The following is a 26,339-nucleotide window of genomic DNA, read 5'->3' on the forward strand; positions in this document are numbered from 1 at the left end:
TAGGGTCCCGGAAACGACAGAAGGATGGCGAAAGACGTGAAAATGTTCTCGGCCCTGCAATTCCGAGACTTCCGCTTCGTACTCCTGACCCTGGTGTTGTCCCAGGCCGGCTACTGGGGCTGCAACATCGCCTTTCAGTCGGTGCTGATCGAGAGCGACGCCACCCCGGCGACGATGGGGGCGCTCTTCTTCTGTCTGCTCGTGCCGTTCACGCTCTTCTCCATCCCGGCCGGGGTGCTGGCCGACGCGGTCGACCGGCGGCGGCTGCAGATCGGCGTGCTCCTGGCGACCACCGTCCTGGCCGGGGTCTGCGCGGCGACGATCGCGGCCAGTATCGTCGCCCTGCCCGTGATGCTCGGGCTCGCCTTCCTCGCCGGCACCGGAATCAGCTTCCTGTCCCCCGTGACCCAGGCCCTCGTGGCAAACACCGTCCCGGCCGAGGCGCTCGGCCATGCCGTCCCGATCCAGGCGGCCGGGCTCAACCTCGCCCGCTCGATCGGCCCCGCGGTCGCCGGGCTGATCCTCGTGGCCTGGGGACCGCTGGGCACGTTCGTGATGTACGCGACGCTCACTCTCGCCGCGGCCGCCGCCGCGGTAGCGGTCCGCACCCGGCGCATCCCGCCGGCCGTCCGGGTGGCCCGGGAGAGCCTGGCCACCCAGGTACGCGCGGGGATCCGGCACGCCCGCGAGCGTCCACCGGCCGCGCTCTGCCTCGTCATCGTCGCGGTGAACGCGTTCTTCGGGTGCGCCTTCACCACCCAGCTCCCCGTCCGGGCGGCCGCGACCACTGACAACCCGGACCCGGTCTTCCCCGTGCTCGTGGCGCTGACCGGGCTGGGCTCGCTCCTCGGCATCCTCGTCGTGGCCCGTCTGTCCGAGCGCATCGCCACCGTGTGGCACGCCGCTGTCACCCTCGTTCTGCTCGGCCTGAGCAACGCCCTGCTCGGCGCCGCCACGACGGTGCCCGTGCTCGCGGCGGCCGCGCTGCTGTGCGGCACGTTCAGCATCGGCGCCATGGTGACCCTGCAGACGGTGGTCCAGAAGGTCGTCGACGACGCGCAGCGCGGCCGGGTGATGAGCCTCTACTTCCTCGGCTGGGGTGGCATGCCGTTCGGCGCCCTCCTGCTCGGCGGGCTGAGCACGTGGCTCGGCTCCACGACCGCGTTCCTGCTGTACGCCGCCGCATGCCTGGCCACGGCCGCCACCGTGCTCCTGTGGTTGCGTCGCGGACGCGCCGACCCCCTCCCCGCGACCTGACCTCCCCCGGCCCTCCCACCTCCTCAGGAGTTGTCGTGACCGACCAGTCCTCCCCGACCGCGCCCACGGCGGCACTGCCCGTGCCCGCCGACTTCGTCCACCGCGCCGGCGTCGCGCTCGTCACCGGCGGCACCGGCGGCCTCGGCCGGGTCATCGCCCGCGAGCTGGCGCGCCGAGGGTCGGCGGTGGCGATCACCTACCGCAGCGACGCCGACGCCGCCCGGCAGGTGCTCGACGAACTGCCGTCCGTCGCGTCCGGCATGCACTCGGCGCACCACCTCGATCTCACCGACGCCGAGGCCACCGCCGCGCTCGTGGCGCAGCTCACCGGAAGCCGCGGGCCGCTGCACACGGTCGTGCACGCGGCCGGGCCGCACGTGCCCATGCGGCACCTGTCCACAGTGCGTCCCGAGCAGTTCGCCACGCAGGTCGCAAACGACACGACCGCCTTCTTCACGCTGGTCTCGGCCTGTCTCCCGGCCCTGCGGCAGAGCCGTGGCAACGTGGTGGCGATCACGACCGCGGCGACGACGCGCTATCCCGCCCGGGACGGCCTGTCCGCCGCGCCGAAGGCGGCGGTCGAGGCGCTCGTACGGGCCTTCGCCAACGAGGAGGGCCGCTTCGGCATCCGGTTCAACTGCGTCGGGCCGGGCATGCTCACCGACGGGATGGCCGAGCGGCTGATCTCCTCGGGGGACCTCGACGAGCGCGCCCTGGCCGTCGCCCGGTCCTCGACTCCACTGCGGCGGTTCGGCAGTGCCCTCGACATCGCCGAGGCCGCCTGCTTCCTGGCCAGCGACCGGGCCGGCTTCATCTCCGGGCAGAAGCTCGACGTCGACGGAGGCTTCGGTGTCTGAGCCGTCGCGGTCCCTCCCGGTCGAGCTGGACGCGCTGCTCGCCGAGCGGGCCGTCGAACGGGCCCTGCTGCGCTATGCACGCGGGATCGACCGGATGGACCGGGACCTGGCCGCGAGCGCCTTCCACCCGGACGCCCGGATCACCCTCGGCGGGACCACCGCCGACCGGGACACGATGCTGGACACGGTCTTCGCGCTCGTGGCGCGGCGCACCATGACGATGCACTACCTGACGAACATCCTGGTCGAACTCGACCCGGCCGACCCGGACCGCGCCCGGGCCGAGACGTACGGCATCGCGTTCCAGCGCAGCACGTCCGAACCGCCACGCGGCAACATCATCAGCGGGTTCCGCTACGTCGACCTGGTCACCCGGCGCGCGGGCGAGTGGCGCGTGCAGGAACGCCGCACCGTCTCGGAGTGGCAGCGGGTCGACGACCTCGCCGGCCAGTGGCCGATCCCCGAAGCGGCACTGCGGGGAGCCCGCGACGCCTCCGACCCGATCAGCAGCCCGTGGCCGCCCGGCGGCCCGGCTGCGGAGGCCGGGCCGGACCCGGCCGGCGAGCCCGGGCGCCCCTGTGGGTGACCCGCGGCCGGGGGTCGGCGCCGGCGCGCCGCGGCTCGGCTTCCGTACGGGCGACGTCGTCGTCGTGACCGGGGCCGGCAGCGGGATCGGCGCGGCGACCGCGGCAGCAGCCGCCGCCCAGGGACTCGTGGTGTCCGCCTGGGACCTCGACGCCGCCGCACTCGCGGCGGTGAGCGCCGCCGTCCGCGCGACGGGCGGGGTGGTCGACCCGCACGTGGTCGACGTCGCCGACGAGGCGGCCGTGCGCGCGGCCCTGTCCGGGACCCGCTCGGCGTACGGGCCGGTGCGCCACCTCGTCAACAACGCCGGCCCGTCCTCGGCGACCGAACTCGACTTCGACCACGCCGTACGGCTGTGTGTCGGCAGCGTACGGTCGGTGGCCCGGGCCTGGCTCGAACAGGCCCCGCCCGGGGCGACCCTCGTGAACACCGCCTCGGTCGCCGGCACCGTCGTGGGCACCGCCTCCGACTGGTACAGCGCGGCGAAGGCAGCGATCGTCGGCTACACCCGGCACCTGGCCGCGCGCCGGGCCGACGTCGTACGGGCCAACGCGGTCGCACCCGGCATGGTGGACACCCCGAGGTTGCGGGGCTTCGCCGAGTCCCCGACAGGGCAGTCCGTGCTGGCCCGGGTGCCGAGCCACCGGATGGCCACACCGGACGAGATCGCCTGGCCGATCCTCTTCCTGCTCTCGCCGCTGGCCTCGTACGTCAACGGGGCGGTGCTCGTCGTCGACGGCGGGTGGACCGTCACGCAGTGAACGCGGCCGGTCAGCTCGGGTCGGTGCCCGGGCCGCCGAGCATCGCCCGCATCCCGCCGTGGTTGCCGGCGACGAGGGCGGCCCGGTCCGGTCCGGAGCGCCGCGCGGCGACCTCGGCCTGCTGGCGCACCACGTGCACCGGGCCGGCGCCCAGGGCCGCCAGCCCCTCGGCGGCGACGTCGGCCGGGTCGGCCGCGCCGGTCAGGTCGAGGCCGGCGCGCTCCATGGCGGGGGTGGCAGTGAGCCCGAGCACCAGGTGCAGCGCGTCGACACCGACCTGCCGCAGCTCGAGCCAGAGGCCCTCGGTGAAGATCCGGGTGAAGGCCTTGGCGGCGGCGTAGACGCCGATGTCGGCGTGGCCGAGGTAGCCGGCCGAGGAGCCGACGACGAGGATGCCGCCGCGGCCGCGTGCGGCGAGCCGGGCGCCGAGCTCCCGGCAGAGTTCGAGCGGGCGGGTCACGTTGAGATCGATGACGGCCCGGACCCGGGCGAGGTCCGCCTCGACGAAGCGGCTGCGGTAGGTGTTCGCGCCCGCGTTGAGGACGAGCAGGCCGAGGTCGAGGTCGGCGACGGCCTCGACGATCCGGGCGGTCGCGTCCGCGTCGAGCAGGTCCAGGGCGAGCACGCGGCACGGGACCCCGTGCGCCCGGACCCGGTCGGCGGTCTCGCCGAGCGGCGCGGGCTTGCGGGCGACGAGCACGATGCCCAGGCCGGCCCGGGCCAGCTGCTCGGCGAACGCGGCGCCGACCCCCTCGGAACCGCCGACGACCAGGGCCCAGGGGCCGTAGCGCTCGAACAGTCCGGCGGTGGCCTCGCTCATGCCACGCGGTCCGTCGCCGTGGCGGGCTCGTCGAACCAGTCCCACTGCCAGGGTGTGATGGTGGCCAGGGGCCCGGTGAACAGCGGGGTGGCCGTGCCGGCGAGCGCCGTGGGCGGGGCCGCCGGCGGGTCCGCGGCCAGGGCCCGCGCGAACTCGACCGGGTCGGCTTCGAGGTAGGTGAGCCGGATCCGCACGACGGGTCCGTCGGGGCGGCTGCGGCTCGGGGTGCTGCGGAAGGTCCACACGCCCGCGACTCCGTCGCGCGCGAGCAGGTCGGGCACCTGGGTCTCGTGCTCGAACCGGGACAGGTCGGCCACGTCCGGGCGCTGGGACGTCTCGACCCGGCTCACCTCGACGTACACGCCGCGGTGGGGCCGGAACGGCAGCGCGGCGAGGGTGACCAGGGCCCGGGGGGCGACGTGGCCCTGGACGGGCCGGAACATCCGGGTCATCGGCCGTTCGGTCCAGGCCAGCTCCGGACGCCGGCCCTGGTGGATCGCCCGGTCGCCGAGGTCCGTCCACTCGGCGACCGCGTCCGCGGCCGGCTCGGCGAACCAGTACATCGCCATGTACTGGCTGCCGGCGAGGGCAGGATCGGGGTAGCTGCCGAGCCGCTCGCACGCGGGCGTACGCACCCAGCGGTCGCCGTGCACGACCCCGGGCAGGGCGAGATTTTCGGGGCGGTGGTCGAGCTGATGCCAGGCGTTGTAGTCGCGATGGCGGGCGGGGTCGGTCACCTTCGGAAACGAGAAGAAGGCTCGGGTGGCTGTCGCTGGGGTGCTGGGGAGCATCTCGGCCCTCTTCGCGGGTCGGGGCGCTGGTGACGCACGATCGGTCCGGTGTCGCCGCCGGGGCGCGGCCGGTGTTTCGAGCCTTGACCCTAGGGCAGCGCCGGTCATATGGTCAAGCAAGCGCTTGGTTGACACCGTTGTCCGCAAGAGGAGCCCCATGACCGGCAGTGACGCGGATTTCCGCGCCCGACTCGACGCTCTGATCGGCCTCACCGACCCGCCCCGCCGGGCCAAGGACGCGATCACCGAAGCGGCCATCCGCGTCTGGTGCGACGCCGTCGGCGACGAGAACCCCGCGTACCAGGACCCCCGGTGGGCCGCCCGCTCCGTCTGGGGCGGCATCGTGGCCCCGGCGACCTCGCTGAACATGTGGACCCTGCCGGGCAACAGGCGCGCTCACCGCCACGCCGAGAGCCTCGACCGGGTCAACGAGGTCCTCGCCACGCGCGGGTTCACCTCGGTGGCCGCGGTGCAGACGGAGCACACCTACGTACGCCCGCTGCGCCCCGGCGACCACCTGGAGCAGTTCCCCTCCATCGGCGCGGTCTCCCCCGAGAAGTCCACCCGGCTCGGCCGGGGCCACTTCGTCGACCTCGTCAGCGACTACCGCACCGTCGAGGGCGAGCCGGTCGGGCGCGTCGTCCTGCGGATGCTCCGCTGGAACCCGGCGACCCGGACCGAGGGCCCGGCGACATCAGGGGACCGCCTCGCCCGCCCGGTACGCCCGGCCGCCGCCCCGGTCGACCTGCCGCCGGCCGGCACCACCGGCACCCTGACCGCGCACCTGCAACCCGGCTACGCCGCCGCCCCGCTCGACGAGCGCCCCTACCTCGTCGGCAGCGCCGAACTCGCCGACGGGACCCGCTTCACCGGGGATGTCGCGTACCTGCGCCCCGACCTCGTGCACGACGGCATGCCGGTCGTCGTGGCGCACCGGCGCACCCGCGACGGTGCGATCCTGCCGGTGCTCACCGCCCCCCGGCCGCAACGCCGCACGAGCACCCGTACCGGGGCCGAGGTGAGCATCGGGCAACGCCTCGCGCCCTGGCCGATCCCCGTCACCCAGCTGTCCATCGCGGCGCTGGCGACCGCGACCTTCGACTTCAACGACGTGCACCTCGACCGCGACGCGGCCCTGGAACGGGGCGCCCGCGACGTCTACATGAACATCCTCGGCTCCAGCGCGCTGGTCAACTGCTACCTCACCGACTGGGCCGGACCGGAGGCTCGCGTCGTCGACTTCCGCACCCGCCTCGCCGCGCAGAACCACCCCGGCGACACCTGCACCCTCGACGGCGTCGTCACCGGCCTGAATCCGGCGGACGGGGGAACGCACGTCACCGTCGACGTCCGCGGCACCAACAGCCTCGGCGACCACGTCATCGCCTCCGCCACCATCGCCCTGCCCTGAGAGGAATCGCGTGCTCGCCAGCTACGTCGTCGACTCCGGCTCCCCCGACAGCCTGCGCCTCGGCCAACTCGACGCCCCGGCGCCCGGCCCCGGTCACGTGCTCGTGCGGGTCCAGGCGGCAAGCCTGGACCGGGTCGACACCTACATCCGTCGCGGCACCCACGGGATGGCGGCCACCGGCCCGACGATCCTCGGCCGGGACGTCGCCGGCACCGTCGTGCGGACCGGTCCGGGCGTCACCGGCTTCACCCCCGGCGACGCGGTCGTCGGGCTGACCACCGGCGCCCACGCCGAGTACGCCGTCGTCCCGGCCACGCACTGCTTCCCGCGACCGGCCGCGCTCGACGCCGTCCACGCCGCGGCGGTGCCCACCGCCGGACGCACCGCCTACGACGCGGTCGTCAACCTCGCCGGCGTACGCCCCGGCGACCGGGTCCTCGTCGTCGCCGCCGCGGGCGCGGTCGGCACCTTCGCCGTCCAGTACGCCCACCACCTGGGCGCGCGCGTCTTCGGCACCAGCGCCCCGGCGAAGGCCGACGCGGTACGCGTCCTCGGCGCGCTCGACGTCGTGGACCACTACCGCCCCGACGTCGTCGAGTCCCTGCGCGCCGCGCTGCCCGGCGGCGAGGTGGACGTCATCGTCGAGTCGGTCGGCGGCACCCTCTGGTCCGACGTGCTCAAGGTCCTCGCCCCCGGCGGCCGGCTGGTCACCTGCGGCGTCACCGCCGACAGCCACGCCCACCTGCACCTGGGTCGCCTCATGGTCAAGGGCTGGACGCTGCGCGGCATCGGCCGGCCCGGGCCCGAGGCGGTGGCCGGCCAGCTACGCGAGGCGCTCACCCTCTCGGCCGTGACCGCCGCCCCCGCGATCGCCGCGACGTACCCGCTCGAGCAGGCCACTGTCGCACACGACCGGCTGGAGGCGTCCGAGTTCGTCGGGCGGATCGTCCTCACCACCGGCTGAGCCGCTCAGGCGAGCGGCTCCCCCGAGACGGCGGTCAGGACGACGAGCGGGATCTGCCGCCCGAAGCCGGCAGCCCGTTCGGCGTAGCGTCCCACGTTCGGCTTGCGCGCCACGACGTGCGCGAACAGCTCCGGGTCGCGCTCGCCGTCGGTCACCCGCGCCCGCACCGGGACCGTCCTGCGCCGCAGGACGATCCAGCACAGTTCGTGGTGACGCGCGTTGACCACCCAGGCGGGGTCCTTGGGGCCGCCGCCCTTGGAGCCGACGACCACCAGATCCTTCCCGTACGGCACGTAGGGCAGCGCCGCGTCGCGCAGTTCCCCGGAGCGACGGCCCACAGTCGTCAGCAGCAGCGTCGGGTGGTACGGGAACCTGCCCGCCAGCGCGTACTGCAACGACACGAGCGAGAACCCGGTCCGTCGCACGAGGAACCGGTCGAACGCCATCCCGCGCGGCCCGCGGATGACGATCAGCCACGACCGGCCGTACGAGGCGAACGACCTCGTCTCCGCGCCGATCCGTCGGCTCACCGCGCACGCGCCAGCAGCGGCGACAGCGTCTCGGTGACGTCGGCGACGTCGTCGATGCCCCGGACCACCTCGACGAGCCGCTCCTGCGCGCCCGCGTCGAGGATCCCGTCGCAGAACGAGGCCAGCTTGCCGGTCACGAAGTCCCAGTCCGCCCGCGTCGTGTCGTCCCACGGGTCGCCCTGGGCGAAGTCCGACTCGACCACGTACTCCCGGCCGCCGGCCCGGATCGTCAGCGCGCCCCGCGTCCGGCGGATCTGGCCGCCCGGGTGTTCCCTGAGGTCGGCCTCCCACTCCGCGTCGAGCACCGGGTCGGGCGCCGTCGTGATCCGGCGCGCCAGGTCCCACACCGCCGGGTCGGCCAGCCGCTCGGGGTCGTACCACTGCGGTCCCGGTGCGTGCCCGAGCAACGCCAGCGCCGCGGCGTACGGCATGTTGAAGGCGCCGTCCAGCGGCGCGACGGCGGTGTCCGGGATCTGCGGGGCCGGCTCCCGGAACTGCAACGTCCGGTAGGCCGCCGGGCTCAGCCGGATCTCCATGGACTCGATCTGCGACACCGGCACCCCGTGGGTGCCCGGGAACGCGCGGATCGCGTCGAGCGCCGCGTGGGTGAAACGGCACGTCGGGTACGGCTTGAGCGACGTCTCGGTGATCCACCACTTCGACCCCAGGCCGGCGACCATCTCGTGCCGCTCGCCGCCGAGGAAGCCCATCGCCTCGATGAAGCCCGGGGTGCGGTCCAGCACGTCCAGGTCGCCGGTGTAGCCCTCCTCGGCCAGCGCCGCGCCGAGCATCCCGGCGTGCGCGATCGCGCCGTACGGGCCGTACTTGAACGCGTTGAACGAGCGCCGCTCGGCCATGTAGGAGTTCTTCGCCGGCGGGGCCAGCCAGGCGACCAGGCCGAGCGCGTGGGTCAGCCGCTCCGGCTCCCAGCCGCCCACGACAGCGCATGCCGCGGCCGCGCCCATCGAGGCGTACCCGTGCGACGACAGCGGCGACCAGCGGAACTGGCCGTCCTCGAAGGCCATGAGCGAGGTCGACAGGTTCAGCCGCGCGTTGATCTCGAACGCGATGATGCTCGCGCGCAGCAGGCTCGCCCCGTCGGCGTGCAGCCGCTCGGCCTCCGCCAGACCGGCCGCGACGCCGAACACCGCGAAGTGCGCCGAGTTGAAGAACGTGTCGTCGGCGTCCAGCGCGTTCATCATGTCCGCGTTGGCGTGCGCGGCGTTGATCGCCGCGACCCGCTGCTCCAGCCCGAACACCGTCGCCTCGGCCGGGCCGCCGAACCGGGCGGCGACCCGCTGGACCATGCGGCTGCGCCGCAACCGCACCGCCGCCAGCCCGCAGACGAGCGAGTCGAGCAGGACGAGCCGGCCGTAGTCGCGTACCGACTCGGGGATCTCCTCGTCGCGCGTCGTCGCGAACCGCGCCAGCAGCTGCGTCCGGGTCGGTTCCGTCGTACCGGTCACCGTTCAGCCCACCCTTCCCGGCGCGACGAGCCGGTTGCCCTGCGCGTCGCGCGGCAGCGGCACGGGGATCGCCGCGAGCAGCTTCTTCGTGTACTCCTGCCGCGGGTTGGCGAAGATCTGGTCCGTGGTGTCCGTCTCCACCACCTCACCTGCCGCCATCACCATGACCCGGTCGGCGATGACCTCGACGAGGGCCAGGTCGTGACAGACGAACAGGTACGCCAGACCCAGCTCCTCCTGCAGGTCCCGGAGCAGGTTGAGCACCTGCGCCCGGACCGACACGTCGAGCGCCGCGACCGGCTCGTCGCACACGATGAGGCTCGGCTTCATCGTCAGCGCCCGGGCGATCGCGACCCGCTGCAACTGCCCGCCGGACAGCTCGGCCGGGTACCGCTCCAGGTAGCGCGAGCCGATGCCGACCTTGTCGAGCAGCTCGACGGCCTCCTTCTCCCGCGTGGCCCGGTCCTTGTCGGTGTGCACGAGGAGAGGTTCGGCGACCGCGTCCCTGATCGTCATCCGCGGGTCGAGCGAGCTGTACGGATCCTGGAAGATCATCTGCATCCGCTGGCGCAGCGCGCGCAGTTGCTTCGGCTTCGTGGCCAGTACGTCGATCCCGTCGAAGGTCACCGAGCCGGAGTCCGGCTCGATGAGGCGCAGCACCATGCGCCCGACCGTCGACTTGCCCGCGCCGGACTCGCCGACGACGGCGAGGCACTCGCCGCGCTCCAGGGTGAAGCTCACCCCCTTGACCGCGTTCAACCATTTCGTACGCCGGCCGAGCCAGTCCCGGCCGGCGCTGAACGACTTCGTGAGGTTCTCGACTTCGAGCAGGCTCATCAGACCGTCACTCCATCCAGAGAGAGCTCCGCGGCCCGCACGCACCGCGCATGGTGCTCGGCGGCGCCGTCGAGACGGACCAGGCCGGGGTGGGCCACGTCGCACCGGCCCGGCACGGCGAACTCGCACCGGCTGCTGAACCGGCACCCGTGCGGCCAGGCGCCCGGCGCCGGGATGCCACCGGGGATCGCGCGCAACCGCCGGTCGGTGCTCAGGCCCGGCTTCGGGATCGAGCCGATCAGGCCGGACGTGTAGGGGTGCCGCGGGTGGAAGAACAACTGCTCCGAGGGCGCGTTCTCGGCCACCTCGCCGGCGTACATGACCACGACGTCCCGGCACAGCTCGGCCACCACCGCGAGGTCGTGGCTGACGAACAGCAGCGCCACCCCGGTCTGCTCCTGCAGGTCGCGCAGCAGTTCGAGGATCCGTTCCTGCACCGTCACGTCGAGCGCCGTCGTCGGCTCGTCGGCGATGAGCAGGCGCGGGTTGCACGCCATGACCATCGCGATCATGACGCGCTGGCACATGCCGCCGGAGAACGCGTGCGGGTAGTCGTCGATCCGCTGCGCCGCCCGCGGGATCTGCACCATGTCGAGCATCTCGACGGCACGGGCCCGGGCTTGCTTGCGGTTCATGCCCAGGTGCTTGCGCACCGACTCGGCGATCTGGTCCCCGACCGTGTACGCCGGGTTGAGGCTGCGGATCGGCTGCTGGAAGATCATGCCCATGCCCGGGCCGCGCAGGTCCCGCCACTGCTTCTGGGTGCCCGCGGTGAGATCCACGCCGTCGAAGACGATCCGGCCCGAGGCGATCCGCCCTCCGGTCGCCCCGGTCAGGCCCATCACCGCGATGGAGGTCACCGTCTTGCCCGACCCGGACTCGCCGACCAGGGCCATCGAACCGCCCGGCTTGAGCGAGAACGAGACGTCCTGGACGGTCGTCTGCCAGCCGCCCGAGGGCGAGGGGAACTCGACGCTCAGGTTCTCCACGCGCAGCAGGTCCGCCGTTCCGCCGGTGGCGTCGGTCCTGGTGCCGGCGGGCGCCGTTTCACGTGCCATGTCAGCTCCTGGTGGTTGCCGGACGGTCAGTTGCCCGAGCGGGTGCGCACGAGGGCGCGACGGACGCCGTCACCGACGTAGGTGAAGGCGAGGACGGCGAGGAAGATCATCACGCCGGGCGGCCACACGAGGTACGGCGCGAGGCGCATGTTCGACGAGGCGGTCGAGAGCATCGAGCCCCAGCTGGCCGCGGGGGCCTGGACGCCCAGCCCGAGGAAGCTCAGGCTCGCCTCGGCCGCGACGGCGGTACCAAGCGACACCGAGATGACGAGGATGATCGGCGGCAGCACGTTGGGCAGCACGTGCCGCACCGCGATCCGCAGGGTGCTGCAGCCCAGGGCGATCGAGGCCTCGATGTAGGTCTCGTGCCGCACGTCCATCGTGCCGGCGCGGGCCACCCGGAAGAAGCGCGGGGCCATGACCAGGCCGATGGCGAGCATCGCGTTGGTGATGCCGGCGCCGAGGACCGCGACGATGGTGATGGCCAGCACGAGCGACGGGGCGCTCATCAGCGCGTCCATGATGCGGGTCAGGATCGCGTCGACCCAGCCGCCGCGGTAGCCCGCGATCATGCCGAGCGGCAGACCGAGGACGAGCGCGACGGCCGCGGCCTGCAGCGCCGCCCACAGCGAGACCCGCGCGCCGAAGATGAGCCGGCTCAGCACGTCCCGGCCGTAGTCGTCGGTCCCCAGCCAGTGCTCGGCGTTCGGCGGCCGGAGCCGCAGCAACAGGTTCTGCACGTCGGGGTCGTACGGTGCCAGGGCCGGGGCGAAGATCGCGATGAAGGTCAGCACGAGCAGGAAGACGCCGGCCGCGATCGTCGCGGGGCGGCGCACGATGCTCTTGAGGATGCCGGGGGCGGCGACCGGCTCCGGTTCGCCCGTGCCGATGGCCGCCGCCGGCACCTCGGCTAGGCCCGAGTCGTTCCCCGGCGCCGGAGCCGAGGGGGTCTGGTTGGCGCTCATGACCGCACCTTCGGGTTGAAGTAGCCGTAGGAGATGTCGACGATGAGGTTGACGAGCACGACGACAGTCGTGCTGAACAGGACGAAGCCGAGCAGCACCGGGATGTCACGGCCCTGCACCGCCTCGATCGCGGTACGACCGAGGCCCGGCATGTTGTAGATCATCTCGATGGTCACCGACCCGGCGAGGACCTCCGCGACGCGGAAGCCGAGGACGGTGACGACGGGGATGCATGCGTTCTTCAGGGAGTGCTTGAACACCACGCTGGATCGCGACAGTCCCTTGGCCTCGGCGTTGAGGACGTAGTCGGACTTCATGACCTGCCCGAGCGCCGAGCGGAGTTGCAGGGTCACCTCGGCCGCGGGTAGCAGGCCGAGGGCGATGCCCGGCAGGACGAGGTGCGACAGCCACGGCCAGAAGCCGTCGGCCAGCGGCTGGTAGCCGAACGCCGGAAACATCTGCAGGCCCACCGCGAAGACCGAGGCGAGCACGAGGCCGAACCAGAAGCCCGGGATGGCGATCGCGATCGAGGCGAGCCCGTTGACGAACCGGTCGACGATGCCACCGGAGCGCAGCGTGGCCACGAGGGCGAGGGTGGCCCCGAGCACGACGGCGAAGATCATCGCGACGAGCACCAGCGACATCGTCGTGGCCATTCGCCGCGTCAGCAGCTCGATGACTGTCTGATCGGACAGGAAGGACGTGCCGAGGTCGCCGCGCAGGACGTCGCCGACCCACATGGCGTAGCGCACCAGGACCGGAGCGTTGAGGTTGAGTTCCTCGCGGATCGCCTCGACACGTTCCGGGGTCGGCTCGTCGCCGGCCAGGACGACGGCCGGGTCGCCCGGAGCGAGTTCGATCAGGGCGAAGACGAGCAGCGGGACGACGAACAGCAGGGGTATTGCCGCGAGCAAGCGCCTGCTGGCGTAGCGGATCATGTCCTACCTCGACTCTGAGCGTGTGCCTGGGACTGCGCCTCGCACGGCCTGGTGCCGGCAAGGCCGGTGGTGTCGCCGCCGGCCCCCGCCGCAGCGGGTGGTCCGGCGGCGACGCCACCGGTGGTCAGGAGCGACCGGTTACTTCTTGACGGCGATGTGGCGCAGGTCCCAGATGCCGATGTTCGACATCGGGATGTTGTCGGTGCCGACGATGTTCGCCTTCGAGACGTTCGCGTTGGTCTGGTTGCACAGCGGCACGAACCAGGCCTGCTCGAGCGTCGTCTTCCAGATGTCCTGGTACAGCGGGGCCCGCTTGTCCATCGGCAGCGTGGGGTTGGCGGCCTCGGCCGCCTTGCCCGCGATGAGCGAGGGGTCCGCGGCGAGCTTGTACGTGTTCAGCATGTAGGTGTTCACCGTCGCCGCCGGGTCGGCCTTCGGGCTCCACGACGTGCCGACCATCAGCTCGAAGTCGCCGGCGATGAAGCGCGGCTCGTTCTCGGTGTTGGGCACGGGGTTGAGCGTCGCGTCGACGCCGGCGGCCCGCAGGGACGCCTGCACGACGTTTGCCGGCTGCTCGGCGTTCGTGCCCGCGGCGAAGGTGACCGACACCTTGGCGCCGCCGGCCTGCTGCACGAGGGCCTTGGCCTTGTCCACGCTGAACTCGTACGGGTAGGTGTAGCTCGGGATGCGGCTCGGGTCCGTCTCCGGCACGACCTGGCGGGTCGGCGTGCAGTAGCCGCTGAAGAGCGCGCTGATCGCCTCCGGGTCGACCGCGTGGGCGATCGCCTGGCGGACCTCCGGCTTGACGAGGTCGCCCTTGTTGGCGCGCAGGTAGATGCCGACGACGTTCTTGAACTTCACCTGGTGCTGCTGGAGACCGCTGCCCGGGGTGACGATCTTCTCCACCGTGGCGATCTCGCCGGCCGAGCTGAGCGGGGCCAGGTCGACCTGGCCGCTCTGCAGGCCGTTGAGGCGGGCGGCGGCGTCGGGCACCCGCTGCAGCTCGATGCCGCCGAGACGGCCGACGTTCGGGTCCCAGTAGTTGTCGGCCCGCTTGAGGACGAGCTTCTCCTGGGGGACGAGCTGGGTGGCGATGTACGGGCCGGACCCGGCGGTGCCGGGATTGTTCTTGATGTCGGCGCCGTCCTTGATCGCCTTCGGGCTGACCATCATGCCGGCCGTGCCGGTGAAGGACGCGGGCAGCTGGACGCCCTTGCCCTTGACCAGCTTGAGGCGCGCGGTCGTCGCGTCGACGACCTCGACCGACTCGATGTCGGCGAGGTCGCTCTTGAGGGTCGAGCCCTCGAGCGTCTTGCCGCGCTCGATGTTGACCTTGACGGCCTCGGCGTCGAACGGCGTGCCGTCGTGGAACTTCACGTCGTCCCGGAGCTTGAGTTCCAGGACGCTGCCGTCCTCGACGAAGTTCCACTCCTTGGCCAGGCCCGGCACGATCTTGTCGTCCTTGTCCAGCATGGTCAGCCGGTCCCAGACGAGGAACAGGTAGCCCCACGCGCCGTAGCTCGTCTGCAGGGCCGGGTCGAGGTCGCGCAACGGACCCGCCGACGCGAACTTGAGCACTGCCGACGTGTCGATCTCGCCCTGCGCTGCGCTGCTGCCGCTGCCGGAGTTGTCCGGCGAGCTGCAGCCGGCCAGGGCGAGAGCCCCGATGCTGATCAACGCGACCACACGTTTGCGGGCCGTTATGGTGACGCCCATTCTCATCCTTCCTAAACACGAGCCGAGTCGTTCCGGCTGATCAGAGGTGGTGTTGTCCCTTCCGGCCGCTGCCGGGTGGGATCCGTGGGTCGCTGACGGCCTTCGGAGCTGTGGTGGTGGCCGGCGTCTCAGCCCTCCGCGGAGAGGATCAGTGCACTGGTGGGAACGCCGACGCCCGCCGTCACCAGGACGTTGCGGACGCCGTCGGGCTGGTTGGTCGAGGTGCCCCGGACGAGGCGGACGCCCTCCGCGACACCGTTCGTGCCGTGCAGGTAGGCCTCGCCGATCTGGCCGCCGTGGGTGTTCGTCGGCAGCGAGCCGGTGACCTCCAGGTTGCCGTCGGCGATGAAGTCCTTGGCCTCACCGCGACCGCAGAAGCCGTACTCCTCGAGCTGGTTGAGCACGTACGGCGTGAAGTGGTCGTAGAGGATCGCCGCGTCCATGTCGGCGGGACCGAGCCCCGACTGGGCCCACAACTGCCGGGCGCAGAGCTCGACCTCGGGGATCCGGGTCAGGTCCTCGCGGTAGTAGCTGACCATCTGGTACTGGTCCGGTCCCAGGCCCTGGGCCGCGCCCCGGATGTAGACCGGGGTGACGGGCAGGTCCTTGGCGCGTTCGGCGCTGACGACGACCATCGCCTGGCCGCCGTCGGTCTCCTGGCAGCAGTCGAACAGGTGCAGCGGCTCGGCGATCCAGCGCGAGGCCTGGTGCTCCTCGAGCGTGAGCGGCTTGCCGTAGAACCACGCCCTGGGGTTGTTCGCGGCGTGCTTGCGGGCGAGCACCGCCACCCGGCCGTAGTCCTCGCTGGTCGCGCCGTACGTGTGCATGTAGCGGCGGGCGAACATCGCGGTGTGCTGGGCCGGGGTGAGCAGGCCGTACGGGTTGACCCAGGAGCGGTACTCGTTGTCCGAGGTGGCCTGGGTCTTCGCCGGCGGAGGTCCCTGCCCGAAGCGGACGCCGGAGCGCTCGTTGAAGGCGCGGTACGCCACGACGACGTCGGCGATCCCGCTCGCGACGGCCATGGCGGCCTGCTGGACGGGTGCGCAGGCGCCGCCGCCGCCGTAGGGGATCCGGGAGAAGAACTTCAGCTCGGGGATGCCCAGGCTGCGGGCGACCATGTTCTCCGGGTTGGTCTCCATGGTGAAGGTCGTCATGCCGTCGACGTCGGCTGGGCTGAGGCCCGCGTCGGCCAGGGCGGCCGAGACGGCCTCGACGGCCAGCTGCAGCTCGCTGCGGCCGGAGTTCTTCGAGAACTCCGTCGCGCCGATGCCGACGACAGCGGTGCGACCCGACAGGAAGGTGGACGTCACGTCACTGCTCCGATCCGCGGGGCAGGCGCACTGTCACCTCGGAGACGACGTGCCCGCCCTTGCTGTTCATGCCACGCACCGCGACGCGCACGGTGTCCTCCTCGACGCCGACGACCTCACCGGTCAGCCGCATCACGTCACCCGGGAAGTTCGGCACCCCGAGGCGGGTGCTCAGGCGCACCATGCGCGCGGCGGGGCCGGCCCAGTCGGTGACGTAGCGGCCGACGAGCCCGTTGGTGTGGTTGATGCTCATGTACGTGTCGGGGGTGCCGCGACGCTGGGCCTGGGCCGGGTCGTGGTGCACGTCCTCGTAGTCGCGGGTCGCGAGCGCGCCGGCGACGATGACGGTCCGGGTCAGCGGGATCTCCAGCTCCGGCAGCGTGTCGCCGGGGCTCACCTGCTCGATGGTGATCTGCGTGCTCACAGCTGCTCCCCCTCGCCCACGAGGTCCGCGAGCTGCTGCAGGTGCCAGGCTCCGGAGCCGGCGGTGTTGGCAAGCTGCGTGGTCCAGAGCATGTAACGGTGGATCGGATAGGTGACGTCGGCGCCCATGCCGCCGTGCACGTGCTGCACGGTGCGCGCGACGCGGTCGCCCGCCTCGGCGGCCCAGTACTTCGCGACGTGCACCGCCGCCCGGGACGGCCGCCCGGTCGTCTCGCGCCAGAGCGCGTTGAGGTAGGTGACCTCCATCGCCTCGGTGTCGATGTGGCAGTCGGCGAGCTGGTGGGCGACGGCCTGGAAGGTCGCGATCGGCACACCGAACTGCTCACGGCCCGAGGTATAGTCGGCGGCCTGGCGTACGGCGGCCTGGCTGACGCCGCTCTGCAGAGCCGCCACCGCGGTCCAGACCTGGCGCAGCAGCCAGTCGAGCCGGTCCTCCTCGGGACCCTCGGCGAGCAGCGCCGCGGCGGCGTCCTCGAAGTGAACGTCGGAGGCGAGTCCACGGTCGGTGCGCTCGAAGGTGTCCCGGCGTACCCCGGGTCCGGCGGTCGGCACGAGGTACAGCCCGACCGCGCCCGCCTCGTCGGTGGCCGGGACGACGATCGCGTCGGCGAGGTGCGCCGAGCGGACGCCGACGGCGGTGCCGCTCAGGGTGACCCCGTCACCGCCGGGCTCGGCGCCGGACCGCGCGCGGACGCGGGCGCCGTACGGCCGGGCGTCGGTCAGGTCGTCGACGGCCACGGTGAGGACCGCGTCTCCGGCGGCCACGCGGGGCAGCCACTCGGCCTGTTGCTTGGCGTTGCCGTAGCGCAGCAGCGGCAGGACGCCGCCGACGAGGGTCTCCCACAGCGGGACGGTGCCGAGCGTGCGGCCCTGTTCGACGAAGACCCCGGCGATCTCCCACAGGCCCAGCCCGGCGCCGCCGTGCTCCTCGGGCACGGGCAGCCCGAGGATGCCGGACTCGGCCAGGTCGCGGTACAGGACGCGGTCGAAGCGGTCCGGCCCGGCCTCGATGTCGAAGAGCCGCTGCGGGTCGCCGTTGCGCGAGAACACGTCGCGCGCCAGGTCGTTGACCGTGACCTGTTCCTCGGCGAGCTGGAAGTCCATCAGTTCCCTTCCTCTTCTGTGGGCTCCGATGCGGAGGTCGCGGCCCGGAAACGCGGCAGCGTGAGGTTCTCGTCGTAGTCGAGCCAGTCGACCTGCACGGGCATGCCGATCTCGACCTCGCCGGCGTCCCCGACGAAGTCGGCGACCAGACGGGTGCCCTCTTCGAGGTCGACGAGCACGACGGTGAGCGGGTAGTCGTACCCGGGCGCCTTCGGGTGGTGGCTGACGACGTAGCTGTGCACGGTGCCCCGGCCGCTCGCCTCCACCTCGTGCCACGCGTACGAGTGGCAGGACGGGCAGATCGGGCCGGGCGGGTGGCGCAGCGTGCCGCAGTCGGTGCAGGCCTGGATGACGAGGCGACGCTGCGCGGCGGCGGCGAACCAGAACGCGTTGTCGCGCAGGATGAACGGCTTGTGCCGCAGCGCCGGGTCGGCGGCGGCCGGCGCCGCGGGCTTGGCGCCGGACGGGTCGAAGCGCAGGATGCGGAAGCGCTGGCGGGCCACGACCTCGTCGTTCTGGTCGGTGTAGGTGCGCAGCGTCGTGATGAAGTGGCCGGTGCCCAGGCCGGTGGTCTTGCGCGGGGAGACGTCCTCGATGACAGTGGTCATCTTGATCTCGTCGCCCAGGCGCAGCTCGCGCACGTACTCGTGCTCGTCGTTCGTCGCGACGACCCCGACGAAGCCGGCGTCGGCGAGCAGCGCGAGCAGCCGGGCCATCGGGGTGTCCGGCGCGGCGCCCGCGGCGGCGGCCGTGTGGGCCTTGTAGCCGACCATGAGCCAGGTGGACAGCATCGGCGGCGGGGCGACGACGCCCTCGCGGCCGGTGTCCCGGGCGGCCCGGTCGTCGACGTAGACGGGGTTCTCGTCGCCCATCGCCTCGACGAAGTGCCGGATCATCGCCTGGTTGACGGCGTCCTGGGCGTAGCGGGTGGGCGTGGCCTCGAGGCCGACGAACTCGCGCAGACGGGCGAGGAAGGCGTCCTGGTCGGTGGCTTCGGAGGCGGGGGCCTGCGTCGTGGTGCTCATGCGGAACGCCCCTTCCTCGGCATGCCGAGACCGGCGACCGCGATCATGTCGCGCAGCACCTCGTTGGTGCCGCCGCCGAAGGTGTTGATGTAGGAGCCGCGGGTGTACGCCTCCAGCTGTCCGCCGAGGACGGCGTCCGGCGCGCCGGCGCGCCGGGTCGCGCGGGGACCGACGACGGAGACGAGGTTGCGGCAGACCCGGTCGTGGGTCTCCGTGCCGTAGACCTTGGCGACCGACGCGGCGGCGGGCGCCGGGTTCTGGCCCTCCCCCACGACGGCGATCTTCCAGTTGAGCAGGCGCATCGCGGTCAGCTCGGCGTAGTCGCGGGCCAGTTCCGTGCGCACCCACGGCTTGTCCAGGACGCGGTTGCCGTCGGCGTCGGGCTCGGCGGCCCACGCGGCGACGTCGGTCCACAGCTGCTCGGTGCGCCCGCCCATCGCGGCCAGGCCCACCCGCTCGTGACCGAGCTGGCCGGTGATGAGGCGCCAGCCGCCGTTGACCTCGCCGACGAGGGCTTCGGGGCCGACGCGTACGTCCTCGTAGTAGGAGGCGTTGGTGTGGGTGATGCCGCTGGTGGCGATCGGCGTGCAGCTGAAGCCCGGGTCCGACGTCGGCACGATGAGGATGGTGATGCCCTTGTGCTTCGGGGCGGCGGGGTCGGTGCGCACGGCCATCCAGACGAAGTCGGCCTGGCTGACACCGCTGGTGAACACCTTCTGGCCGTTGATGACCCAGCCACCGTCGGGCGTCGCCTCGGCCCGGGCGCTCAGCGAGGCGAGGTCGGTGCCGGAGCCCGGCTCGCTGTAGCCGATGGCGAAGATGACGTCGCCGGTCAGCATGCCCGGCAGGTAGGTGCGCTTCTGCTCCTCGGTGCCGTAGCGCATCAGCATCGGGCCGATGTTGTTGATGGTGACGAAGGGGAACGGTGCCTGGGCGCGGTTGATCTCGTCGAAGAGGATGTACTGGTCGATCGCCGGGCGGCCCTGGCCGCCGTACTCCGTGGGCCAGCCGAGTCCGAGCAGGCCGTCCTTGCCGATCTGACGGATGATCTCGCGGTAGGCCGGGCGGTCCTCGTTGGTGCCGCCGAGCGCCTCGCGGACCTCGGGCGTGAGCAGGCGCGCGAAGTAGGCTCGCAGCTCCCTGCTCAGCTCTCGCTGCTCGGGCGTGTACTCCAGGTACATGGATGTTCCTCATTCTCGGGGCGTGGGCGCCAGTCGGTGTGCCGGGCGGGCCGGCAGGTCAGGGGGCCGGCAGGAGCGCGGCACGTCCGTTGTCGGCGAACTGCTTCTCGAGGTCCCGGACGTCCGCCTCGGTCAGCGGGCGGTACGCGGTGGACGCGCCGTCGCGGACCCAGACCGGGTCGGTCGTGACCCAGGCGGTACGGCGCAGGATCTGCTTGGCGACCTTGCCGTTGCCGGTGCTGGGGATCTGGTCGACGATCCGCACGAAGCGGGGCCGCCACTTGGTGCCGAGGTCGGCCTGCTCGTCGAGGAAGGCGGTGAACGCCTCGGGGTCGAAGGTGGCGCCGCTGCGCAGCTGGATCACGCACATGACCTGGTCGCCGGTACGCGGGTCGGGCACGGCGAAGACGGGGGCGACCGCCACCCGGTCCCAGCGCTCGATGATCCGCTCGGCGGGGCCGGCCGCGAAGTTCTCGCTGTCGACGCGGATCCAGTCCGAGGAGCGGCCGGCGAAGTAGAAGTAGCCGTCGGCGTCGCGGTAGGCCAGGTCCCCGGACCAGAAGTCCTCGCCGCGGACCCGCTCGGCGGCGGCCTCGGGGTTCTTGTAGTAGCCCTCGAACTTCGCCGCCATGCCGACGCCGACGAGCTGGCCGATGGCCTCGTCGGCGTTGAGCAGCCGCCCGGTCCCGTCGAGCCGGGCCGGCGGGCACTCCAGCCCGGTCTCCTCGTTCATGACCTTGATCTCGGCGCCGGCGACGGCCACACCGAGCGCCTCGGCGGGCGTCTCAGGGGTGCGGTTGATCCGCATGACGCCCTCGCTGGAGCCGTAGCCCTCGGAGATGACGACACCGAAGCGCTCGGCGAAGCGGGCGATGTCGGCGGCCGAGGCCTCGGTTCCGACGGCGCGCCGCAGCGTGCTCGTCGCGTCGCGGGGGTCGACCGGCCGGGCCAGGATGTAGGCCAGTGCCCGGCCGACGTAGTTGAAGTAGGTGACGCCGTGCTCGTGCACGTCGCGTACGAAGCCGGACGCGGAGAACCTGCGGACCATGCAGATCGTCGCGCCGCAGACCATGGCCGGGCCGAGGTTGAGCATGACGGCGTTGCCGTGGAACAGCGGCATCGCCAGGTAGCTGACCGAGTCGCGGGTCAGCTCGGTGCGGGCCAGCAGCGCCTCGGAGACCGCGGCGAGGCGCCCGTGGGAGCAGATGACCGCCTTAGGGGCGCCGGTCGAGCCGGAGGAGAACATGAGCAGCAGGTTGGCGCGCGGGTCGACCTCGTCGGTGGGTACCGGCGCGCCGGCGTGCCGGGCCAGCCAGGCGGCGTACTCCGGGGAGTCGATGTTGCGCACCTGCCCGGCGGGGATGCCCAGGTCGAGCCCGTCGACGAGGCCGGCGAGGCGGTCCTCGGTGAGGAGCAGGTCGGTGTCGGTGTGCCGCACGTCGTGGGCCAGCTCGGCGCCACGCCGGGTCGGGTTGATCCCGACCACTGTGGCGCCGGCCAGCGCGGCGGCACAGATCCAGTACACGTAGTCGGGGGTGTTCTCCAGGAGCAGCCCGATGTGCAGTGGCCTGCCGTCGGGCCGGGGCACGTCGTCCAGTGCCGCGGCCCGGTCGGCGGCCTCCTGCACGATCCGGCCCCAGGTGATGGTGCGGCCTTCGAAGAGCAGGCCGGGGTGGTCGTCGCCCGTGCGTGCCCGCACGATGTCGGCGAAGACGGCGGGTCCCGAGTTTCGGGCCACCGGGGCCTGAGTCGTCATTGACGTTTGCTCCGTCTCGTCCGTCGTCAAATGCGAATCACCAAACAAGCAAGCGCTTGGTCGAAGCGTAGAGTGAGGCTTGCCGCAGGTCAAGGCCTTGACAACGCTTCCCATGGGCTGCTCGCGGCGAGCGCCGAGCGCACCCGGTCGGTGTCCTCACCACGCCGGCGCGGGGCCCGTGGGACCCCCGCGGGTGTACGCGAGAAACGGGGCGTCGGGGCCGGCTGGGCGACCCCCTCGACCTCGACGACGGCGCCCCGGGCCCGCATCTGCGGGTGCTCGGCCGACTCGGCGATGTCCAGCACCGGATGCACGCACGCGTCGACGCCCTCGAAGACGCCGGTCCACTCCCGCCGGGTGCGGCCGGCGAAGACCGACGCGATCCGCTCGGCCCAGCCGGCCCACCCCGACTCGTCGAACTGCGCCGGCCCGTCCTCCGGATCGAGGCCGAGGGTACGCAGGAACGTGCGGTAGAACTTCGCCTCGATGGCCGCCACGGACATGAACCTGTCGTCGGCGGTGCGGTACACCCGGTAGAAGTGCGCCCCGCCGTCGAGGTAGTTCGTGCCACGGGTGAGGTTCCAGGCGCCCCGCGCGAGCATCGAGTGGATGACGACGGTGAGCAGCGCGCTGCCCTCGAGCATCGAGGCGTCCACGACCTGCCCACGCCCGGAGGAGACACGCTCCTGCAGTGCGGCCAGCACGCCGAAGGCCAGCATCATGCCGCCGCCGGCGAAGTCGGCCAGATACATCGGCGGCACGACGGGGCCGGTGTCGGGCAGGCCGATCGTGTCGAGCACCCCGGAGACGGCGATGTAGTTGAGGTCGTGCCCGGCGGCCGCGGCGAGCGGGCCGTCCTGGCCCCAGCCGGTCATCCGCGCCACGACCAGGCGCGGGTACCGCTCGGTGAGTTCGGCCGGGGCCAGGCCGAGACGTTCGAGCACCCCGGGCCGGAACGGGTCGAGCAGCACGTCCGCGTCGGCGAGCAGCCGGTGCACGAGCGCCCGGTCGGCCTCGGACTTCAGGTCGAGCGTGACTGTCGTACGGCCCCTGTCGATCGCGTTGACCTGCGCGCGCTCCCGCCGGTCGGGCTCGCCGGGCGGGTCCACCCGGACCACCTGGGCACCCATGTCGGCGAGCATCATCGTCGCGAACGGCACCGGCCCCTGCCCGCCGAGTTCGAGGAGCCGCAGGCCGGCCAGCGGCCCTTCGAACCGCTGGCCGGGGACGCCGCTCACGCCTGTTCCCGGGTGCCGGCCGGCACCGGGAGGCCGGTCACGGCACGGGGGTCGGTGCTCCACGTCCGCGCGGTCACGCCCTCCTCGCGCAGGACGCGCTTGAGGACCCGCCCGACGGCGTTCTTGGGCAGTTCGGTGCGGACCTCGATGTGTGAGGGCACGGCGTACCGCGGGATGCGCGGGTGCAGCCACTCGAAGAGCTCCGCGGGGTCGATCTGGGCGCCGGGCGCGGGCACGACAGTCACCTTGAGGTCGTCCTCGGCCAGCGGGGAGGGGACGGCGTGGACGGCGACCTCGCCGACGGCCGGGTGGGTCGCGACGACGCCCTCGATCTCGAAGCTGGAGATGTTCTCGCCGCCGCGGCGCAGGTAGTCCTTGCCCCGGTCGACGAAGTAGAGGTAGCCGTCCTCGTCGAGGCGGCCGTAGTCACCGCAGTGGAACCACAGTCCCCGGAAGACCTCCAGCGTCTTCTCCGGCTCACGCCAGTAGCCGTTGAACATGATCGCCGGACGGTTGGGACGGGCGACGATCTCGCCGACCTCGCCGACGGGCAGCGGGTTGTCGTGCTCGTCGACGATGCGTACCTCGAAGGAGTCGTTGATCTTGCCGGCGCTCCCGGCCCGGTAGCCCCCGGGTGGGGTGAGGGTGATCAGGCAGGCCTCGGTCAGGCCGTAGGCGCCCGAGCCGACCCGTTCGACGCCGAAGCGCTCCGTCCAGCGAGCGGCGAGCTCGGCGGTGACCGGCGAGCCGGACACGACGCGCAGCCGGCCGAAGGCCTCGCGGGTGGCCTCGGAGTCGGGGGCGCCGGCGATCATCGGCAGCATCGAGCCCATGAGCGCGGCCATCGTCGCGCGGCTGCGCAGGATCTCGTTCCAGAAGCCCCGGACCGAGAAGCGCGACGCGAGGTCGATGGCCGAGCCGAGCTGGAGCGAACCCATCACGTGCCCGACGGCGGCCATGTGGAACAGCGGCATCGCCGTCCAGAGGACGTCGTCGGCGCGGCGTTCGAGGTTCTCGTGCATCTGGCGGGCCATGTTCGCCACGTAGCCGTGGCTGACCATGCACGCCTTGGACGGCCCGGTCGTGCCGGCCGTGTAGATGAGGTGGCTGGTGGCGTACGCGTCGAGGTCCGGGGTGGTCGTCACCGCCGAGCCCTCAGCGACGGCGGCGTCGAAGTCCACGACCTCGGTGGCCCAGGCGGGCGCCGGGCCCGAGGCGGGCCGGATGGGGGCGCCGACGAGGACCGGCACCCGTAGCTCCGTGCCGATGAGGGCGTCGTCCAGGACGGGCACGAACTCGTCCTCGACGATCATCGCGACCGGGTCGGCGTCGAGCACCTGGTGGGCCAGTACGGCGCCGCGGTTGCTCGTGTTGAGCGGGACGACGAAACCGCCGCGGAGCGTCGTCGCCCACCAGGAGAGCAGGGCCAGGCGGCCGTTGCGGGCGAGGACGACGACCCGGTCGCCGGGCGCGACGCGGTCGGCGAGGAACCCGGCGAGGCGACGCGACGCGGCGTCGAGCTCGGCCACTGTGAACGGGGCGCCGGCGAGGGTGAGGGTCAGGTCCGGCTGCTCGTCGAGCAGGCGGGACAGGGCGGGCAGGAGCGGGGTGGCTGCGGTGGGACGGTTCACTGGCTCTGGCTACCTTTCTTCGGGTCGGCCGCGCGCGGTGGCGGACGGCGGGGACCTGACGCTCAGCCCTTCGTCATCGCGACGGTCCGCAGGTCGAACAGGCCGAGGTTGGTCCACGGCAGCTGCTCGGCCCCGACGACCTTCGGGGAGGCGATGGTGGCGCTGGTGAGGTTGCAGATCGGGATGAACCACGCCTCGCTGAACAGCCGCTCCCACAGCTGGTGGTACTGCTTGGCGCGCTCCTCGACGCTGGAGCGGGGGTCGGCGGCCTTGGCCGCGATCGGGCCGATGACCTCCGGGTCGGTGGCGAGCTTGTAGTTGCCGATCAGGTAGTTGTCCACAGTTCCCGCCGGGTCGAGACGCGGGTTGAAGGTGTTGGACACCTCGAGCTCGAAGTCGCCGGCGATGAAGCGGGCCTCGGTCTCGGAGTTCGGCGTCGGGTTGAGCTTCGCGTCGATGCCGGCCTGGGACATGGCGGCCTGGATGGCGGTGGCGGGCTGCTCGGTGTTGGTGCCGGCGGAGAAGCTGATCGACACCTTCGCCCCGCCGACCTCGGAGATCAGCGCCTTGGCCTTGGCCAGGTCGAACTCGTACGGGTAGGTCGCCGCCGGGTCCTCCCACGGGCTGTTCGGGTAGATGCTGCGGGTGGGCGTGCAGGTGTCGGCGAAGAGCGCGCGGATGGCGGCCGGGTCGACCGAGCGCGCGATTGCCTCACGGACCCGCTTGTCCTTGAGGTCGCCCATGTTGGCGCGCAGCAGGATGCCGAGGACGTTGCGGAACGGGCGGGTGGTCACCTTGAGCTGGCCGTCCTCGCCGAGCTGGCGGGCCTGGGTGATCTCGTTGGCCGAGGAGACGAAGCTGAGGTCGGTCTGACCGCTGATGACGCCGTTGAGCCGGGTGGCGCCCTCGGGGACCCGGGTGATCTCCATGCCGGCGAGGCGCCCGGCGTTGGGGTCCCAGTAGGTGCCCTCGGCGCGCTTGACGACGTACTTCTCGTTCGGGATGAACTCGGTGACGACGTACGGGCCCGAGCCGGCCTTGCCGGGGGCGCGCTTGAGGTCGACGCCGTCGGCGATCGCCTTGGGCGAGACCATCATCCCGGCGGCGGTGGCCAGGGCCGAGGGGAGCACGGCGCCGGTGCCCGGCTTGAGGTTGAGGCGCACGGTGTGCGCGTCGACGACTGTGACGCCGGTGATGCTGGCGAGGTCCTGCTTGATGGTGCTCGTGGGCAGCGTCTGGCCGCGCTCGATGTTGACCTTGACGGCGTTGGCGTCGAAGGGCGTCCCGTCGTGGAACTTGACGTCGTCGCGCAGGGCGAGTTCGAGGTGGGAGCCGTCCTGGGCGTAGGTCCACTTCTTGGCCAGGCCGGGGACGACCTGGTCGGTGGAGTCGACCATGGTGAGCCGGTCGTAGATCAGCGTGAGGTAGGGGTAGCCGCCGGGGGCCGGCTGCGCCGGGTCGAGGTTCTGGAACGGCGACGAGGCGCTCACCCGCAGGACGGCGTCGGGGTCGATCTCACCCGTGGTGGCACCGGGGTCGCCGGTTCCGGTGGCGGAGCAGGCTCCGACGACGAGGGTGGCGGCGAGCAGGCTCGCGGCGACGGCGAGGCGTCGGCGGCGCGGGAGGCGAGACACAATGGTCCTTTCCTGACCTTCGGCCCGAGAGCGGGAGCGGCTCCGCGGGTCACCCGGCGG

General features: G+C 72.4%; 24 protein-coding genes. 6 read left to right on the forward strand and 18 right to left on the reverse strand.

Features of this window, described 5'->3' with window-relative positions; translation table 11 throughout:
• The first annotated feature begins 24 nt into the window (after window positions 1-24).
• From DQE82_RS25495 to DQE82_RS25510, 4 genes are read left to right on the forward strand one after another with little or no spacing between them, the layout of a single operon-like run.
• Entirely contained in the window at window positions 25-1,257 is a 1,233-nt protein-coding gene (locus DQE82_RS25495) for an MFS transporter (RefSeq protein WP_083297141.1), read from the forward strand.
• 35 nt (window positions 1,258-1,292) lie between these two features.
• Complete coding sequence (locus tag DQE82_RS25500) at window positions 1,293-2,114, forward strand: SDR family NAD(P)-dependent oxidoreductase (protein WP_199496107.1); 822 nt, start codon at window positions 1,293-1,295, stop codon at window positions 2,112-2,114.
• Window positions 2,107-2,700 carry a nuclear transport factor 2 family protein gene (locus DQE82_RS25505; RefSeq protein WP_158560010.1) on the forward strand — a complete coding sequence of 198 codons (594 nt, stop codon included), beginning with the start codon at window positions 2,107-2,109 and terminating at the stop codon, window positions 2,698-2,700. The genes DQE82_RS25500 and DQE82_RS25505 overlap by 8 nt, the downstream gene beginning before the upstream one ends.
• Window positions 2,693-3,460: an SDR family oxidoreductase gene (locus tag DQE82_RS25510; protein ID WP_158560011.1), complete on the forward strand. Its 768-nt coding sequence runs from the start codon at window positions 2,693-2,695 to the stop codon at window positions 3,458-3,460. Before DQE82_RS25505 ends, DQE82_RS25510 begins: the two co-directional genes overlap by 8 nt.
• A gap of 10 nt (window positions 3,461-3,470) precedes the next feature.
• Here DQE82_RS25510 and DQE82_RS25515 read toward each other — a convergent pair whose 3' ends face one another.
• Window positions 3,471-4,280 (reverse strand): SDR family oxidoreductase, encoded by an 810-nt coding sequence (locus DQE82_RS25515; protein WP_113974420.1) that lies wholly within the window; start codon window positions 4,278-4,280, stop codon window positions 3,471-3,473.
• Window positions 4,277-5,017, reverse strand: coding sequence for a hypothetical protein (locus tag DQE82_RS25520; RefSeq protein ID WP_113974422.1), 741 nt, complete (start codon window positions 5,015-5,017; stop codon window positions 4,277-4,279). Before DQE82_RS25520 ends, DQE82_RS25515 begins: the two co-directional genes overlap by 4 nt.
• Before the next feature lie 211 nt (window positions 5,018-5,228).
• On the opposite strand from DQE82_RS25520, the gene DQE82_RS25525 reads away from it, so the two are divergent.
• Window positions 5,229-6,482: a MaoC family dehydratase N-terminal domain-containing protein gene (locus DQE82_RS25525; protein WP_084789445.1), complete on the forward strand. Its 1,254-nt coding sequence runs from the start codon at window positions 5,229-5,231 to the stop codon at window positions 6,480-6,482.
• A gap of 10 nt (window positions 6,483-6,492) precedes the next feature.
• On the forward strand, window positions 6,493-7,446 hold the full coding sequence (locus DQE82_RS25530) for a zinc-binding dehydrogenase (protein ID WP_113974424.1): 954 nt from the start codon (window positions 6,493-6,495) through the stop codon (window positions 7,444-7,446).
• 5 nt (window positions 7,447-7,451) lie between these two features.
• Here DQE82_RS25530 and DQE82_RS25535 read toward each other — a convergent pair whose 3' ends face one another.
• From DQE82_RS25535 to DQE82_RS25610, 16 genes are all read right to left on the reverse strand, one after another.
• Window positions 7,452-7,976, reverse strand: a complete 525-nt coding sequence (locus DQE82_RS25535; protein WP_051611044.1) for a nitroreductase/quinone reductase family protein — start codon at window positions 7,974-7,976, stop codon at window positions 7,452-7,454.
• Window positions 7,973-9,442 carry an MmgE/PrpD family protein gene (locus DQE82_RS25540; RefSeq protein WP_113974426.1) on the reverse strand — a complete coding sequence of 490 codons (1,470 nt, stop codon included), beginning with the start codon at window positions 9,440-9,442 and terminating at the stop codon, window positions 7,973-7,975. Before DQE82_RS25540 ends, DQE82_RS25535 begins: the two co-directional genes overlap by 4 nt.
• A gap of 3 nt (window positions 9,443-9,445) precedes the next feature.
• Complete coding sequence (locus DQE82_RS25545) at window positions 9,446-10,279, reverse strand: ABC transporter ATP-binding protein (protein ID WP_051611046.1); 834 nt, start codon at window positions 10,277-10,279, stop codon at window positions 9,446-9,448.
• Window positions 10,279-11,337: an ABC transporter ATP-binding protein gene (locus DQE82_RS25550; protein WP_064446347.1), complete on the reverse strand. Its 1,059-nt coding sequence runs from the start codon at window positions 11,335-11,337 to the stop codon at window positions 10,279-10,281. The genes DQE82_RS25545 and DQE82_RS25550 overlap by 1 nt, the downstream gene beginning before the upstream one ends.
• 26 nt (window positions 11,338-11,363) lie before the next feature.
• Window positions 11,364-12,302: an ABC transporter permease gene (locus DQE82_RS25555; protein ID WP_043324834.1), complete on the reverse strand. Its 939-nt coding sequence runs from the start codon at window positions 12,300-12,302 to the stop codon at window positions 11,364-11,366.
• Entirely contained in the window at window positions 12,299-13,240 is a 942-nt protein-coding gene (locus DQE82_RS25560) for an ABC transporter permease (protein WP_043324835.1), read from the reverse strand. The genes DQE82_RS25555 and DQE82_RS25560 overlap by 4 nt, the downstream gene beginning before the upstream one ends.
• 138 nt (window positions 13,241-13,378) lie before the next feature.
• Window positions 13,379-14,956 carry an ABC transporter substrate-binding protein gene (locus tag DQE82_RS25565; protein ID WP_064446348.1) on the reverse strand — a complete coding sequence of 526 codons (1,578 nt, stop codon included), beginning with the start codon at window positions 14,954-14,956 and terminating at the stop codon, window positions 13,379-13,381.
• Between the two features lie 128 nt (window positions 14,957-15,084).
• Complete coding sequence (locus DQE82_RS25570; RefSeq protein ID WP_043324837.1) at window positions 15,085-16,266, reverse strand: lipid-transfer protein; 1,182 nt, start codon at window positions 16,264-16,266, stop codon at window positions 15,085-15,087.
• A 1-nt stretch (window position 16,267) separates the two neighbouring features.
• Window positions 16,268-16,690 (reverse strand): MaoC/PaaZ C-terminal domain-containing protein, encoded by a 423-nt coding sequence (locus DQE82_RS25575; protein WP_223201125.1) that lies wholly within the window; start codon window positions 16,688-16,690, stop codon window positions 16,268-16,270.
• Window positions 16,687-17,814 carry an acyl-CoA dehydrogenase family protein gene (locus DQE82_RS25580; protein ID WP_043324838.1) on the reverse strand — a complete coding sequence of 376 codons (1,128 nt, stop codon included), beginning with the start codon at window positions 17,812-17,814 and terminating at the stop codon, window positions 16,687-16,689. The genes DQE82_RS25575 and DQE82_RS25580 overlap by 4 nt, the downstream gene beginning before the upstream one ends.
• Entirely contained in the window at window positions 17,814-18,839 is a 1,026-nt protein-coding gene (locus tag DQE82_RS25585; RefSeq protein WP_069090069.1) for a bifunctional MaoC family dehydratase N-terminal/OB-fold nucleic acid binding domain-containing protein, read from the reverse strand. Before DQE82_RS25585 ends, DQE82_RS25580 begins: the two co-directional genes overlap by 1 nt.
• Window positions 18,836-20,020, reverse strand: a complete 1,185-nt coding sequence (locus tag DQE82_RS25590; RefSeq protein WP_113974428.1) for an acyl-CoA dehydrogenase family protein — start codon at window positions 20,018-20,020, stop codon at window positions 18,836-18,838. The genes DQE82_RS25585 and DQE82_RS25590 overlap by 4 nt, the downstream gene beginning before the upstream one ends.
• A gap of 58 nt (window positions 20,021-20,078) precedes the next feature.
• Complete coding sequence (locus DQE82_RS25595) at window positions 20,079-21,776, reverse strand: AMP-binding protein (RefSeq protein WP_069090067.1); 1,698 nt, start codon at window positions 21,774-21,776, stop codon at window positions 20,079-20,081.
• Between the two features lie 89 nt (window positions 21,777-21,865).
• On the reverse strand, window positions 21,866-23,014 hold the full coding sequence (locus DQE82_RS25600) for a CaiB/BaiF CoA-transferase family protein (RefSeq protein WP_051611054.1): 1,149 nt from the start codon (window positions 23,012-23,014) through the stop codon (window positions 21,866-21,868).
• Complete coding sequence (locus DQE82_RS25605; protein ID WP_043324841.1) at window positions 23,011-24,645, reverse strand: AMP-binding protein; 1,635 nt, start codon at window positions 24,643-24,645, stop codon at window positions 23,011-23,013. Before DQE82_RS25605 ends, DQE82_RS25600 begins: the two co-directional genes overlap by 4 nt.
• 62 nt (window positions 24,646-24,707) lie before the next feature.
• Window positions 24,708-26,279, reverse strand: a complete 1,572-nt coding sequence (locus tag DQE82_RS25610) for an ABC transporter substrate-binding protein (protein WP_113974430.1) — start codon at window positions 26,277-26,279, stop codon at window positions 24,708-24,710.
• Window positions 26,280-26,339: the final 60 nt, after the last annotated feature.

The organism is Micromonospora sp. LHW51205 (genome assembly GCF_003315815.1).
Lineage (GTDB): Bacteria > Actinomycetota > Actinomycetes > Mycobacteriales > Micromonosporaceae > Micromonospora > Micromonospora chalcea.